Raw genomic sequence first — 13,129 nt, 5'->3', positions numbered from 1 at the left:
GAGCTGACATGGCGGCGTCCGCCGGACCCGAGATCGAGCGGCTGATCGGCCTGCTCTCCAAGCTGCCGGGGCTCGGGCCTCGCTCGGCGCGGCGGGCGGCCCTGGCTTTGCTCAAGCGCCGCGACCAGCTGCTCCTGCCGCTGAGCGACGCCCTCTCGGAGGCGGCGGCGCGGGTGAAGACCTGCCAGGTGTGCGGCAGCCTCGACACCCAGGACCCCTGCGCCATCTGCGCCGACGGGACGCGGGACGGCAGCCTGATCTGCGTGGTGGAGGAGGTGGGCGCCCTGTGGGCCATGGAGCGGGCCGGGGCCTTCCGCGGTCGCTACCACGTCCTGGGCGGCCTGCTGTCGGCCTTGGACGGCGTGGGGCCCGACGCCCTGCGGGTGGGGCCGCTGGTGGCCCGGGCCAGCGACGAGGCCGTGCGAGAAGTGATCCTGGCCCTGCCGGCCACGGTGGACGGCCAGACCACGGCCCACTATCTCGCCGACCGCCTCGCCGGGGCCGGCGTGAGCGTGACCATGCTGGCCCGGGGCGTGCCCGTGGGCGGCGAGCTCGACTGGCTGGACGACGGCACCATCGCCCAGGCCATGCGCGCCCGGCGGCCGGCTTAAGGACCGCGCCTGCGTCCGGTGCGAGCGGGGTTATGCCGACTCGCTGGATGCGTTAGGAACGCAGCATGAACATGCTGTGGATTCTCGTCGTGACGCTGGCGGCGGTGGCCGCCGGGGCGGTGCTCTGGGCCTTGAAGGCGCAGATGCGCGTCGCGGCCGCCGAATTGCGGGCGCAGATGCTGGAGGAGCAGGGCGACCTGCTGCGCAGCCAGCTCACCCAGTCGGCGACCCAGGTAGCTGAGGAAATCCTGCGCCGAAACGAGGATGCGCAGCGCAGCCGCGAGCAGCTGGTCCAGGCCCGCCTCGAAGCCCAGCTCAAGCCCGTTGCCGACACCCTGCAGAAGTTCCAGGCCCAGGTGGCCGAGGTGGAAAAGCAACGGGCCGAGGAAACCGGCGGCCTGAAGGCCCAGATCCAGCAGCTGCTGCAGGCCTCGGCGGCGACGCAGGAAGAAGCCCGCAAGCTGTCGGCGGCCCTGCGCCGGGGGGCCGGCGTCCAGGGCCGCTGGGGCGAGCAGACCCTGCGCAACGTGCTGGAGGCGGCGGGGCTCTCGGCCCGCTACGACTTCGAGGAACAGACCTCCACCGACACCGAGGAAGGCCGCCGCCGTCCGGACGTGACCGTGCGACTGCCGGGCGGCGGGGTGTTCGTGATCGACGCCAAGTGCTCGCTGAACGCCTTCCTGGAGCTGCAGGAGGCGGTGGACGATGCGGCCCGGGACGCCGCCGGCCTGCGGCACGTAGCCTCGGTGAAGGCCCATATCAACGGCCTCTCGGCCAAGGCCTATTGGGACCAGTTCGACGCCTCGCCGGACTTCGTGGCCATGTTCGTGCCGCTGGACTCGGCGCTGGCCGCGGCCCTGGACCGGGCCCCCGACCTGATGACCGAGGCCATGGACCGGCGGGTGGTGATCGTCACCCCCACGACCCTGTTCGCCCTCTGCAAGGCGGTGGCCTATGGCTGGCGGGTGGAGGAGCAGGCGGCCAACGCCCAGAAGATCGCCGACCTCGGCAAGGAGCTCTACAAGCGCATCGCGGTGATGGGCGAGCACGCCGGTTCGGTGGGCAAGGCCCTGACGGCGGCGGTGGAGCGCTACAACCGCTTCGTCGGCTCGCTGGAGAGCCAGGTCCTCACACAGGCCAAGCGCTTTGAGGACCTGAAGGTCGATCACCAGGGCAAGGAGATCGCGGAACTGCCGCCCATCGAGGTGGGCGTGCGGGCGCTTTCCAAGCTGTCGGAGGACGAACAGCCGCAGGTGCGGCTCGCCGCCAAGTCCTAGGCGTCTGATTGTTCCCGGGGGGCGGTTAACCCACCTTGACGCTCGGGAATTCCGAACCTACCTCGCTGCCCATGGCCGTGCGCGAGATCCTGACCGTTCCGAACCCTGTGTTGAAGCAGGTGTCCCAGCCCGTCGACAAGGTCGATGACGAGCTGCGCGCGCTCATGGATGACATGCTGGAGACCATGTACGACGCCCCCGGCATCGGCCTGGCGGCGATCCAGATCGGCGTGGCCAAGCGCGTCATCGTCATGGACCTGGCGCGGCAGGGCGAGGAGCCGCAGCCGCGCTACTTCGTGAACCCCGAAATCCTCTGGGCCTCGGAAGAAACCGCGCCTTACGAGGAAGGCTGCCTGTCGGTTCCCGAATATTACGACGAGATCGAGCGGCCGGCGCGGGTGCGCCTGCGCTACCTGAACTACCAGGGGGAACAGGTGGAAGAGGAGGCCGACGGCCTCTACGCCGTCTGCATCCAGCACGAGATGGACCACCTGGAAGGCGTGCTGTTCATCGACCACCTGTCGCGCCTGAAGCGCGAGCAGGCGGTGAAGAAGGTCAGGAAGCTTACCCGGGCGGCCTGAGGCGACGCCCTCAGGGGGGCCGTCCGTCAGCCAGGCCGTTGGCGAGGAACCAGGGGCCGCACGGCGTGTGCGGCCCCTCTTCGCATCAGCCTTGCGGCGCCCGCGGCGTGGCCGGGGCCTGTTGCTGGCCCTGGCCTTGCCCCTGAGGGGTGCGGACCGGCGGCACCGCCCGGCGGGGCAGGAAGATCTTCCGGAAGCTGAGCTTCACGGTCCGGCCCATGGGATCGACCAGGTCGGGCTGGTAGCTGAGCGGCGTGAGCCCGGCCTCGTCGCGGACGCTGATCCGCTCGTCGAACAGGTTGTCGATGTTGAGGCTGACCCGCGCGCCCCGCATCCACGGATTGTTGCGGGCCATCGGCTGCATGCCGAGGTCGACGAACAGGCGCAGGCCCACCGTGGTGAGGTCCGAGAACCGCAGGCTCTCGCCCGACGGGCCGCCGTCCACGCTCGTTCCCTCGCGCCAGCGGGCGTTGAGCCGCGCGCCGAGGCCGTTGCGGGAGACGCCGGCCTGGACGTCGATCTGATGCTTGGGCGAGCCGCCGGTCTGGGTCAGGGCCGAGCCCTCCAGCAGGTCGAGCACCGGCACGCCCGGCCGGATCAGGACCTCGTCCTCGATGCGCCAGGTGTGGAAGACGGCGAACTGCAGGTTGCCGCCGCCGCCCCGCGGGCCGCCGAAGCCGCCCGGGCCGCCGGGTCCGCGACCGCCGCCGCCGAAGCCGCGGCCGCCGCCTTCGCCGGGCGGAGGACCGTCCGGCGGCGGGCCCGCCCCTTCGGGACGCGGCGGCATGCCGGGAGGCGTGCGGGTGTTGCTGATGGGCCGCGAGTAGTTGAAGCCCCAGCGCAGCTCCTGCTGGTCATGGCGGGCGAAGTTCACCGGCCGCACGTCGATGGAGACGAGGTCGCCGGCGGCGTTGCGCACGAACCGCTCGGGGAACGCCGCCTCGATCTCGGCGGTGGCCGCCGGGAAGCTCGAGATCTCGTCCTTGGTGCGGCTGTGGGTGTAGTCCGCCCGCAGGGTGAAGTCCGTGCTGCTGAAGGGCTTGAGGGTCAGGCCCAGCTTGGCCACCCGGCGGTTGTCGGCCGACAGGCCGGGATTGCCGCCGGAAATCTGGGCGACCTCCACCGTCTGGCCCGTGACGAAGTCGAACACCCGAACATTGGGCGTCACCGTCTCGGGATCGCCTAGCTGCTGGATGCCCGGCGCGCCGTCCTCGTCGGTGACCGAGGCGATCAGCCGGATCGCATCGATGGGCGACCAGGTGACGCCCCCGCCGAGGGTCCAGAGGGCGCCGAAGTCCGAGTAGTCCTCGACATTGGCGTTGAAATTAACCGACAGGTTGCCGATCCCGCCGATGGGCCCCTTGGTGCGGCTGGCGATCGGCAGGTCGATGTTGGCCTGGGCCGTCACCGTCTGACGATCGAGGTCGGTCTCCCGGGCCACGCCCAGGCGGAAGGATTCGCCCTCCACGCGCTGGGTGGTCGCCCCGGCGCTGAAGGCGGCGTTCACCGCGCCGGCCGGCAGGTCGAACAGCGTGCCGTTGACCAGGCCGTTGAGGTCCGCCGAGGTGACGGTGGAGCGCGAGGTATTGGGCGCCCGCGCGCCGGTGGCCGGGTCGAAGGCGACTTCGGTGGTGGTCTGGTTCTCACTCCAGTCGGCGTTGCCGACGAGCGACCAGCGCCAGCCGCGCACGGCCCCGTTCACCGCCCCGCCCAGGTGGGCGGTGTTGCTGTCGGACAGCCGGCGCAGGGCGTCGAGCGTCCCCGGGTCCTGGCCAAGGCGGCTGGTGGTGTCGGTCCACTCCAGGCGCCCGTTCAGGCTGGCGCCGACACCGTCGCCCAGCGGGCGCGAATAGACCCCGTTCAGCGCCAGGGATTCCCGCCGCGGAACCAGGGTCCGGTAGGCGGTTTCGTCCGGGACGCGGATGATGTCGCGGTCGGACTCCAGCATCGGCGTCTGCAGACCGGCCCGCAGGTTGACCTGCTGGCGCTCGTCATCGCGGATCAGCAGGCCGTTGATGGTGGCGTCATAGGCCGCCTGATCGCCTGCGGTGGGCGCGGCGACGCCGGCCTCCACCGTCACCGCCCGGAAGCGGCGGCGCAGGACGAGGTTCACGACCCGCTGGTCGGCGCGATAGCCGTAGCGGAGGGCCACCTCCTCAGGGAGAATCTCCATCCGCACGATGGCCTCGGTGGGCAGGTCGCGGATTTCCGAGAAGTTGGAGATGCGCATGCCGTTGACGAGCATGATGGGCCGCCCGCCCCCCCGGCCGCGGCCCGAAGACAGCTGCGGCTCCAGAGCCTCGAGCATCTCGGCGACCGAGCTCACCCCGAGGGCGCGGATCTCGCGCTGGTCGAGGGTGATTTCGGGCTGGGCCTCGCCCAGGACCGAGCCACGCGGCGCGAGGGTGCTCGCGGCGGTGACCACCAGCTCGTCGACCTCGTAGCCTTCGTCGTCATACGGGTCATAGGCGGCGGCAGCGGCGTCGGCCTGGGCCGGTTGCTGGGCCATCGCGGCCTGCGCGAGGGCGAGCGCTGCTGCGGAGGTCGAAAACAGAAGCGCCCAGCGGGCGCCTTGGCGTCGGATCAACTTCAAACTCCCTGGCCGAAATGTCGGCCTTGCTAACGTCCCCCGTCCTCCCCGGATCATTGCGGCGTGCAGCTAGCGTTCAGGCGTTGCGAAAGTGTGTCCGCAAAGCCGCAATTCGGCCGCAAGCTTGACTGTGAAGGTCAGCGCCGGGCGTCGTCCGAGGCGTCCCGGGACTTGGCCTCGACCTTGGCGGCGCCTTCCCGGGCGCCCTTGGCCGCGCCGCGGGCGGTGTCCTTGATCACCTGGCCGGCGTCGCTGGCGGCGTCCTTGATCTCGGAGCCGACCTCGCGAAGCTTGGGGCTGCTGACCGCCTCCTTGGCCTCGGCGGCGATCTTGTCGGCGGCCGTTTCCGCCTCGGCGCCGGCGTCGGTCCGCTCACGCTCGCTGCAGGCGGCCAGGGCGGCGGCCAGGCCCAGGGCGGCGGCGACGGCGAACAGCTTCTTCATGGCGCATCCTCCGTGGCGGCTATCGGCTCCAACGGCCCCGCTTGGGCGAAGTTCCCTTGCGGGCCCAGGACGGCTAAACCCCGCCCATGCGACTGGCCTTCCTGGGGACCCCCGATTTCGCTGTCTCGGCGCTCGCCGCCATAGTGGAGGCCGGGCACGAGGTGGCCTGCGTCTATTCCCAGCCGCCCGCCCCGCGCGGCCGGGGACACGAGCTCAAACCCTCGCCGGTCCACGCCTTCGCCGAGAGCCGCGGCATTCCCGTGCGGACGCCAGCGTCCATGCGCGACCCGGCCGAGATGGCCGCCTTCGCGGAGCTGGGCCTGGACGCGGCCGTGGTGGTGGCCTTCGGCCAGATCCTGCCGCGGGAGGTGCTGGAGGCCCCCAGGCGCGGCGCGTTCAATGTCCATGCCTCGCTGCTGCCGCGCTGGCGCGGCGCTGCGCCCATCCAGCGGGCGATCATGGGCGGTGACGAGGTCACGGGCGTCCAGGTCATGCGCATGACCGAGGGGCTGGACGAGGGGCCCGTGCTGTCGACCGCGCGCGTGCCCATCGACGCCCTGGAGACCGCCGGGACCCTGCACGACCGCCTCGCCGCGGCGGGGGCGGAGCTGATCGTGCGTACGCTCGAGGATATCGCCGCCGGCCGGGCGGTGGAGACGCCCCAGGCCGAGGAGGGCGTCACCTACGCCAAGAAGATCCGCCCCAAGGAGGCCCGCATCGACTGGACGAAGGCGGCCGTCGAGGTGGACCGCAAGATTCGCGGCCTTTCGCCGTTTCCGGGGGCCTGGTTCGAGCTGCCTGCCGAGAAGGGGCCGGTGCGGGTGAAGGTGCTCCTGTCCACGCACGAGGCGGCGGCCGGCGAGCCCGGCGTGGCGCTGGACGATCGGCTGCTGGTGGGCTGTGGAGAGGGCGCGGTGCGGCTGCTGCGGGTGCAGCGCGAGGGCCGCGGGCCGCAGGACGCCGAGACCTTCCTGCGCGGGACGCCCGTCCCGGCCGGAACCAAGCTTGCCTGATGCCGCGCTACCGGCTGCTCATCGAATACGACGGTCGCCCCTACGCCGGGTTCCAGGCGCAGGCGGGGCTGCCCACCGTGCAGGGCTCCATCGAGCGGGCGGTGAAGGCCTTCTGCGGCGAGGAGCAGCGGCTGCAGGCGGCCGGGCGGACCGACACCGGCGTCCACGCCATGGGGCAGGTGGTGCATGTGGACCTGACCAAGGACTGGAAACCCGACGTGGTGCGCAACGCGCTGAACGCGCACCTTGTCCCTGAGCCCATCGCCGTGCGCGAGGCCAGTCTCGCCGAGGAAGGCTGGCACGCCCGCTTCTCGGCCAAGGAGCGCCGCTACCTCTATCGTATCCTCAACCGCATGGCCCCGCCGGCCCTGGACCAGGGACGGGTGTGGCACGTGAAGAAGCCGCTGGACGCCGAGGCCATGCATGACGCCGCCCAGGTGCTGGTGGGCCACCACGACTTCACCACCTTCCGCGACCTGGGCTGCCAGGCCAAGTCGCCCATGAAGACTCTGGACGTGGCCGCCGTGCGCCGCGAGGGCGACTATGTCCTGCTGGAGTTCGCCTCACGCTCGTTCCTGCACCGGCAGGTTCGCTCCATGACCGGCAGCCTCGCCGAGGTGGGCGTCGGGCGCTGGTCCAAAGCCGACCTGAAGGCCGCGCTCGAGGCCCGTGACCGCCGCGCCTGCGGTCCCGTGGCGCCGGCCGAGGGGCTCTATTTGACAGGGGTGTCCTACTGACCGACCTTCGCCCCCGCTACGCTCCAAGGACCTGCCGTCTGACCCGTCCGACCTTCCTTCCGGCCCTCGGCGCCGCCCTGACGCTGCTCGCCGCCCCCGGCGTGGGCGTGGCGGAGGAGGCGTGCCTGGCCTATGGCGACGCCACCGCCACCCTGGTCGGGGTGGTCTACGCCATGGAAAGCTTCGACGAGGCCGAGTTCGGCACGGCCAGCGCCGATGACACTACCGCCCGAGAACGGCATGTGGATTTCTACGCCCTGGTGATGTCCGACCGGGTCTGCGTGGCCCCAGGGACGGGCGAGCCGGCGCAGCCGCCCAACTATGGGGTCACCATCGTCCGGCTCGATATGCCGGTGGAGATGGCCAAGATGGTGACCCAGAAGCGCGTGATCGTGCAGGGGCCGCTGTCGCGCAACATCGGCGCCGAGGGCGACCCCGTGGTCGCCATGAAGGTGACGGGCCTGGCCGGGGCCGGCGAATAGCGCCGCCTGGGCCTTCCTAAGCCGCGAAGTAGCGTTCCAGGATGCGGCCGTAGACGGCCTGCAGCCGGCGAATCTCGTCCACCGGGGCGCGTTCGTCCACCTGGTGCATGGTGCGGCCCACCAGACCCACCTCGACCACCGGGCAGAGGGCGCGGATGAAGCGTGCGTCCGACGTGCCGCCTGAGGTCGAAAGTTCAGGCTCGGCGCCCGTGACGTCGCGGATGGCCGCGGCCACCAGGTCGGTGAAGGCGCCGCGTTCGGTGAGGAAGGCCTCGCCGCTGATCGACGGGATGACGGTGACCTTGCCCCTGAAGCCTTCGGCGGCCTTGGCGGCCTCGGCGGCGATCCAGTCGGCCAGGGCCTGGCCGGTGTGGTTCGGGTTGAAGCGGATGTTCAGCCGCGCCCTGGCCACGCCGGGGATGACGTTGGTCGCCGTGTTCGGCACGTCGATCATGGTCACCTCCAGGTTCGACGGCTGGAACTCGGGATAGCCGTCGTCCAGCCGCCGGTCCTGCAGGGCCGCCAGCAGCCGCACCAGCACCGGCACGGGGTTGGCGGCCCGGTGGGGATAGGCCACGTGCCCCTGAACGCCTTCCACCACGATCTCGGCGTTGATCGAACCGCGGCGGCCGACCTTGACCATGTCGCCGAAGGACTCGGCGGAGGTGGGCTCGCCCACCACGCAGTGGTCGATGACCTCGCCCTCGGCCAGCAGGGCCTCGACGACCTTCTTGGTGCCGTGGGTGGCCACGCCTTCCTCGTCCCCGGTGATCAGGAACGACAGGGAGCCGGTGACGCGGCCCGCGGCGATGGCCTCGGCGGCGGCGGCGGCGAAGGCGGCGATGGCCGACTTCATGTCCACGGCCCCCCGCCCGATCAGCACCCCGTCCACCACCTCGGCGGCGAAGGCGTCCCTGGTCCAGGCGGCGGCGTCGCCCACCGGCACCACGTCGGTGTGGCCGGCGAAGCAGAGGTTCGGGCGGGCGGTCCCGTAGCGGGCGTAGAGGTTCTCGATCTCCCCGAACTTCATCCGCCGGCAGGTGAAGCCCAGGCTCGCCAGGGTGCGCTCGACCACGTCCATGGCGCCTTCGTCGGCGGGGGTGACGGACGGCTTGCGGATCAGCTCGCGGGTGAGCTCGACGGGATCGATGGGGCTCGGCATGGCCTCCGCTACTAGGCGAAGGCGCACGCAACCTCCAGCGGCTTGTGCCGGTGGCGCCCGGCCCGGGTCGTCCCCAGATCACCAGGAGACAAGAGAGGCTGGGCCATGCCGAAGGTCAACATCGCGCAGGTGGAGGAGCGGCGGGGCAGCAGCTATCCGCATCCGTTCAAGGAAATCTGTCTGGGGCCCAGCTGGCGCCAACTGGGCGACGCCGCCGGGCTCACCGACTTCGGCGTCAACCTCGTGCGCCTCACCCCCGGCAAGTGGTCGAGCCAGCGTCACTGGCACACGCTGGAGGACGAGTTCATCTGGATGCTGGAGGGCGAGGCGGTGCTTGTGGAGGACGACGGCGAGACCGTGCTGCGGCCCGGAGACTTCGCCGCCTGGAAGGCGGGCGTTCCCAACGGCCACCATCTGCAGAACCGCAGCGGCCAGGACGCGGTCTATCTGGAGGTCGGCTCCCGCCGGCGCGAGGCCGACGTCTGCGACTATCCCGACATCGACATGATCGCCCTGCCGGACGGCTACCGTCACCGGGACGGGCGGCCCTATCCGCAGGACGACGAGGCCTAGGCGCGGCTCAGAAGGTGTAGAGCACCGAGGCTCGGGTGGTGGTGTCGAGGTCCGAGCGGGCGACGCGGGAGTCCCGCTCGTACTGCATGTTGTAGGAGAGCCGCGCCTTCAGCGGTCCGAACAGCAGGGTCTCCACCGCGGTGATCGACTTGGCGCTGGTCTGGTCGGCCTCGGCGTAGAGGGCGGCCTCCTGCGAGAGCGTGATCCGGTCGGAGGGCAGCCAGCGCACATTGAGGCTGGCGCGGCCGGCGGCGGCCCGCTCCTCGCCGTACTCCTGGGTCTCGGTCAGTCGCAGGGCGGGGCCGAGGTCCACGGCGATCTTCAGGTCCGGGGCGTTGGCCAGCTGCACGCCCAGGCCCGCGCCCACGGTGTAGCGGTGCTCCACGCCCAGGAAACGGTCGTGTTCGTACTGGGCGAGGCCATAGGTGTAGCGGCGCGAGGAGAGGCGCACCCGCGGCTCATAGGCCAGGCTGAGTCGCTGGGTGCTCGCCCGGCCGTTGGTCTCCTGATAGTCGCCGCGCCAGGTGAGGCGCTGGGTCCAGAGCGGGGTCACGCGGGAGACGTCCACCACCCCATAGGCGCCGACCGACTCGGTGGAGCCCTGGACGAGGCTGCCGCCGAACTCCAGCGAGCCCTTCCAGACGGGCGCATCGAGGGCGGCGTTGGCGTTGGCTGGCGTGGCCGCCGCCGCGGCGGTGGCGAGTTCGAGGGCCGGCTCGGCCGGCTCGGCGGCGGGCGCTGTCTCCGGCGCTGTCTCCGGCGCAGCCTCGGCGTGGGCCAGTTCGGCGGCCAGGCGGTCGATGTCGGCGGCCTCGTCGGGATGCGTCTGGCGGGCCACGGCCACCACGGCGGACAGCACGGCCGGGTCGCGGCTCTCGGCGGCCTTGGCGATCATCGCCCGCACCGGTTCGGGCAGGGCGGCGGCGGCCGGCGAGGCGGCGCCCAGGGCGACGCCGAGAGCGGCGATGGCGAGGGCGCTCGGCAGCGCGACGCCGGGGAGGGCGGTCGAGACGCGGACGATCATGACAAAAGGCTACCTAGCACGAGCCGCGCCGGCGTCCACGGCGGAAGGCCCAGCGGCTCTCAGTGAGTCGGAAGATCGCCGCTTGTCCGCTCACCGCGTCGCCGTGCGATGCTCCCCCGGCGGGGGAGCATCGGGCGCGGCATCAGTCGCGCAGGAGTTCGTTGATCGAGGTCTTGGAGCGGGTGCGCTCGTCCACCCGCTTCATGATCACCGCGCAGTAGGTGGACGGCAGGCTGGAGTCGTGCGGGTTGGGCCGCGAGCCCGAGACCACCACCGAATAGGGCGGCACCTCGCCGGTGAAGACCTCGCCGGTCTGGCGGTCGATGATCGGGGTGGTGGCGGTGATGAAGACGCCCATGGAGAGCACGCTGCCCTCGCGGACGATGACGCCCTCGGCCACCTCGGCGCGGGCGCCGATGAAGCAGTTGTCCTCGATGATGGTGGGGTTGGCCTGCAGAGGCTCCAGCACCCCGCCGAGGCCCGCGCCGCCCGAGATGTGGCAGTTCTTCCCGACCTGGGCGCAGGAGCCGACGGTGGCCCAGGTGTCGACCATGGTGCCTTCGCCCACATAGGCGCCGACGTTCACGAAAGAGGGCATCAGCACGACGCCCTTGGAGATGTAGGCGCTCTTGCGAACGATGGCGCCCGGCACGGCGCGGAAGCCGGCCTGTTCGAAGCGGGCGGCGTCCCAGCCCTCGAACTTGAGGGGCACCTTGTCCCAGTAGGGACCGGGCTCCATGAGCTGGTTGGCGTTCAGGCGGAAGGACAGCAGGATCGCCTGCTTCACCCACTGGTTCACGGTCCACTGGCCGTCGGCGCCGCGCTCGGCCACGCGCAGCTCGCCAGCGTCGAGCCGGGCTAGGACCGTGTCCACCGCCTCGCGCACCTCGCCGGTGGTGGCGGTGTTCAGGCCGTCGCGCGCCTCCCAGGCCTGTTCGATGACGGTCTTCAGGTCGGACATGGTCAGGCAGTCTCCCGCAGGCGCACGTCCGCGAGGAACGGCGCGAGCTTGTCAGTACGGTGGTGGATGAACGGGGCGGCGGCGTGGCCGTCTTCGAAGGCGTGGGCGCCCACCAGGACCGTGGTCATGCCGAGGTCGGCGGCCGGGGCGAGGTTGCGCGGGCTGTCCTCGAAGAAGGCGGTGCAGGTGGGGTCGATGGCGTGGGCCGCGCCGATGCGGGCGAAGGCCTCGGGGCTGGGCTTGGGCTCATAGCCCCCCGAGCCGATGTGGAAGACGTCCTCGAACAGATGCGACAGGCCCAGCCGGTCCAGCACCCGCTCGGCATGGACGGCGTCGGCGTTGGTGAAGATCAGCCGCCGGCCCGGGAGGCGCTCGAGGGCGGCCAGCAGCTCGGGATCGTGGGCCAGGCACTCCAGCGACAGGTCGTGGAAGATGGCATGGAACTCGGCCGGATCGACCCCGTGGTGGATCATCATCCCCTTCAGGGTCAGGCCGTGCTCGGCGAGGTAGGCCTTCTGCAGCCGGAAGGCCTCGTCGCGGGGCAGGCCCGTGACCTTCTGCACGAAGTCGGTCATCCGATCGACCATGGCGGCCATGAAGCCGCAGTCGGCCGGGTAGAGGGTGTTGTCCAGGTCGAACAGCCAGGTGTCGACGTGGGTGAGGTCTACCGGCAAATCAGCGTCCCCGCCCCGTGCTCGGTGAACAGCTCCACCAGCATGGCGTGGGGGCGGCGCCCGTCCAGGATGACCACGGCCTCGACGCCGGATTCCACGGCGTGGATGGCGGTCTCCAGCTTGGGGATCATGCCGCCGGTGGCGACGCCGTCGGCGATGGCCTGGCGGGCCTCGGCGACCGTCATCTGGCGGATCAGCTCGCCGTTGCGGTCGAGCACGCCCGCCACGTCGGTGAGCAGCAGCATGCGCTTGGCGCTGAGCGCCCCGGCCAGGGCCCCCGCCACGGTGTCGGCGTTGATGTTGTAGGTCTCGCCCGTCTCCGAGACGCCGATGGGGGCGACCACCGGGATGTAGTCCTCGTCGGCGTGGATCAGGGCCTTGATGATCTTGGTGTCGATCCGCTTGGGCTCGCCCACGAAGCCCAGGTCGACGATACGCTCCTCGTCGGAGTTGGGGTCCTTCTTGGTGCGGGTGACCTTGTCGACGACGATCAGCCGGGCGTCCTTGCCCGACAGGCCCACGCCGCGCACGTCGGCCTCGGCCCCGGCCTGGGTGATCCAGGAGGCGATCTCCTTGTTGATGGCGCCCGAGAGGACCATCTCGGCCACTTCCATGGTCGCCTCGTCGGTGACCCGCAGGCCGTCGACGAAATGGCTCTGGACGCCGGCCTTGGACAGCCAGGCCGAGATCTGCGGGCCTCCGCCGTGGACGACCACGGGATGCAGGCCCAACATCTTCAGCAGCACGGCGTCGGCGGCGAACAGCTTGGCCACCTCTTCCTCGCCCATGGCGTGGCCGCCGTATTTGATGACCACCGTCTCGCGGTCATAGATCTGGATGTAGGGCAGCGCCTCGGCCAGCGTCTTCGCCGTCGCCCAACCTTGGCCTTCCGTGGTGTCGGTCACCCGCGCGCTCCGCCCGAAACTGGTGGCTGAAAATCGTGGCGTCCCGATAGCGGAGAGGCCGCCCCCTGTCACGCCTCCGACCATGCGCGGATGCGG

Annotated in this window: 14 protein-coding genes; 7 read left to right on the top strand and 7 right to left on the bottom strand. The window is 71.1% G+C overall.

The genetic code is table 11. The features are described from left to right. Positions 1-8: 8 nt before the first annotated feature. From recR to BO64_RS11015, 3 genes are all read left to right on the top strand, one after another. Positions 9-611: a recombination mediator RecR gene (gene recR / locus BO64_RS11025; protein WP_496403343.1), complete on the top strand. Its 603-nt coding sequence runs from the start codon at positions 9-11 to the stop codon at positions 609-611. Between the two features lie 65 nt (positions 612-676). After that, positions 677-1,888, top strand: coding sequence for a DNA recombination protein RmuC (locus BO64_RS11020; protein WP_496403342.1), 1,212 nt, complete (start codon positions 677-679; stop codon positions 1,886-1,888). 71 nt (positions 1,889-1,959) lie between these two features. Continuing rightward, positions 1,960-2,469 (top strand): peptide deformylase, encoded by a 510-nt coding sequence (locus BO64_RS11015; protein WP_496403468.1) that lies wholly within the window; start codon positions 1,960-1,962, stop codon positions 2,467-2,469. An 85-nt stretch (positions 2,470-2,554) separates the two neighbouring features. Here BO64_RS11015 and BO64_RS11010 read toward each other — a convergent pair whose 3' ends face one another. After that, positions 2,555-4,978, bottom strand: coding sequence for a hypothetical protein (locus BO64_RS11010; RefSeq protein WP_496403341.1), 2,424 nt, complete (start codon positions 4,976-4,978; stop codon positions 2,555-2,557). Positions 4,979-5,196: 218 nt separating this feature from the next. Next, positions 5,197-5,502, bottom strand: a complete 306-nt coding sequence (locus BO64_RS11005) for a hypothetical protein (protein ID WP_496403340.1) — start codon at positions 5,500-5,502, stop codon at positions 5,197-5,199. Positions 5,503-5,588: 86 nt separating this feature from the next. Between BO64_RS11005 and fmt the strand changes: the two genes are divergently transcribed. The 3 genes from fmt (at position 5,589) to BO64_RS10990 (ending at position 7,734) form a co-directional block, all read left to right on the top strand. Next, entirely contained in the window at positions 5,589-6,515 is a 927-nt protein-coding gene (gene fmt, locus BO64_RS11000) for a methionyl-tRNA formyltransferase (RefSeq protein WP_496403339.1), read from the top strand. Beyond that, positions 6,515-7,252 carry a tRNA pseudouridine(38-40) synthase TruA gene (gene truA / locus BO64_RS10995; RefSeq protein ID WP_496403338.1) on the top strand — a complete coding sequence of 246 codons (738 nt, stop codon included), beginning with the start codon at positions 6,515-6,517 and terminating at the stop codon, positions 7,250-7,252. The genes fmt and truA overlap by 1 nt, the downstream gene beginning before the upstream one ends. A gap of 107 nt (positions 7,253-7,359) precedes the next feature. Further along, positions 7,360-7,734, top strand: coding sequence for a hypothetical protein (locus tag BO64_RS10990; RefSeq protein WP_496403337.1), 375 nt, complete (start codon positions 7,360-7,362; stop codon positions 7,732-7,734). 16 nt (positions 7,735-7,750) lie between these two features. Here the strand turns inward: BO64_RS10990 and dapE are convergent, their stop codons facing one another. Continuing rightward, positions 7,751-8,896 carry a succinyl-diaminopimelate desuccinylase gene (dapE, locus tag BO64_RS10985; RefSeq protein WP_496403336.1) on the bottom strand — a complete coding sequence of 382 codons (1,146 nt, stop codon included), beginning with the start codon at positions 8,894-8,896 and terminating at the stop codon, positions 7,751-7,753. Positions 8,897-9,001: 105 nt separating this feature from the next. On the opposite strand from dapE, the gene BO64_RS10980 reads away from it, so the two are divergent. After that, the gene (locus BO64_RS10980; RefSeq protein WP_496403335.1) at positions 9,002-9,469 is read left to right on the top strand and encodes a cupin domain-containing protein; all 468 of its coding nucleotides are present in this window, start codon (positions 9,002-9,004) and stop codon (positions 9,467-9,469) included. Positions 9,470-9,476: 7 nt separating this feature from the next. On the opposite strand, the gene BO64_RS10975 is transcribed toward BO64_RS10980, so the two are convergent. The 4 genes from BO64_RS10975 to argB form a co-directional block, all read right to left on the bottom strand. Then, positions 9,477-10,493 (bottom strand): DUF481 domain-containing protein, encoded by a 1,017-nt coding sequence (locus BO64_RS10975; protein ID WP_496403334.1) that lies wholly within the window; start codon positions 10,491-10,493, stop codon positions 9,477-9,479. Between the two features lie 142 nt (positions 10,494-10,635). After that, positions 10,636-11,454, bottom strand: coding sequence for a 2,3,4,5-tetrahydropyridine-2,6-dicarboxylate N-succinyltransferase (gene dapD, locus BO64_RS10970; RefSeq protein WP_496403333.1), 819 nt, complete (start codon positions 11,452-11,454; stop codon positions 10,636-10,638). 2 nt (positions 11,455-11,456) lie between these two features. Continuing rightward, entirely contained in the window at positions 11,457-12,128 is a 672-nt protein-coding gene (locus tag BO64_RS10965; RefSeq protein ID WP_496403332.1) for a pyrimidine 5'-nucleotidase, read from the bottom strand. Next, on the bottom strand, positions 12,119-13,033 hold the full coding sequence (gene argB / locus BO64_RS10960) for an acetylglutamate kinase (RefSeq protein ID WP_496403331.1): 915 nt from the start codon (positions 13,031-13,033) through the stop codon (positions 12,119-12,121). Before argB ends, BO64_RS10965 begins: the two co-directional genes overlap by 10 nt. Positions 13,034-13,129 lie beyond the last annotated feature (96 nt).

It is taken from the genome of Phenylobacterium composti DSM 19425 (assembly GCF_059568645.1).
This window is presented reverse-complemented; position numbering and strand designations above follow the sequence as displayed.

Coding starts and splice junctions, on each gene's coding strand:
- recR (WP_496403343.1), top strand. CDS start 9: ATGGCGGCGTCCGCCGGACCCGAGATCGAGCGGCTGATCGGCCTGCTC.
- BO64_RS11020 (WP_496403342.1), top strand. CDS start 677: ATGAACATGCTGTGGATTCTCGTCGTGACGCTGGCGGCGGTGGCCGCC.
- BO64_RS11015 (WP_496403468.1), top strand. CDS start 1,960: ATGGCCGTGCGCGAGATCCTGACCGTTCCGAACCCTGTGTTGAAGCAG.
- BO64_RS11010 (WP_496403341.1), bottom strand. CDS start 4,978: ATGGCCCAGCAACCGGCCCAGGCCGACGCCGCTGCCGCCGCCTATGAC.
- BO64_RS11005 (WP_496403340.1), bottom strand. CDS start 5,502: ATGAAGAAGCTGTTCGCCGTCGCCGCCGCCCTGGGCCTGGCCGCCGCC.
- fmt (WP_496403339.1), top strand. CDS start 5,589: ATGCGACTGGCCTTCCTGGGGACCCCCGATTTCGCTGTCTCGGCGCTC.
- truA (WP_496403338.1), top strand. CDS start 6,515: ATGCCGCGCTACCGGCTGCTCATCGAATACGACGGTCGCCCCTACGCC.
- dapE (WP_496403336.1), bottom strand. CDS start 8,896: ATGCCGAGCCCCATCGATCCCGTCGAGCTCACCCGCGAGCTGATCCGC.
- BO64_RS10980 (WP_496403335.1), top strand. CDS start 9,002: ATGCCGAAGGTCAACATCGCGCAGGTGGAGGAGCGGCGGGGCAGCAGC.
- BO64_RS10975 (WP_496403334.1), bottom strand. CDS start 10,493: ATGATCGTCCGCGTCTCGACCGCCCTCCCCGGCGTCGCGCTGCCGAGC.
- dapD (WP_496403333.1), bottom strand. CDS start 11,454: ATGTCCGACCTGAAGACCGTCATCGAACAGGCCTGGGAGGCGCGCGAC.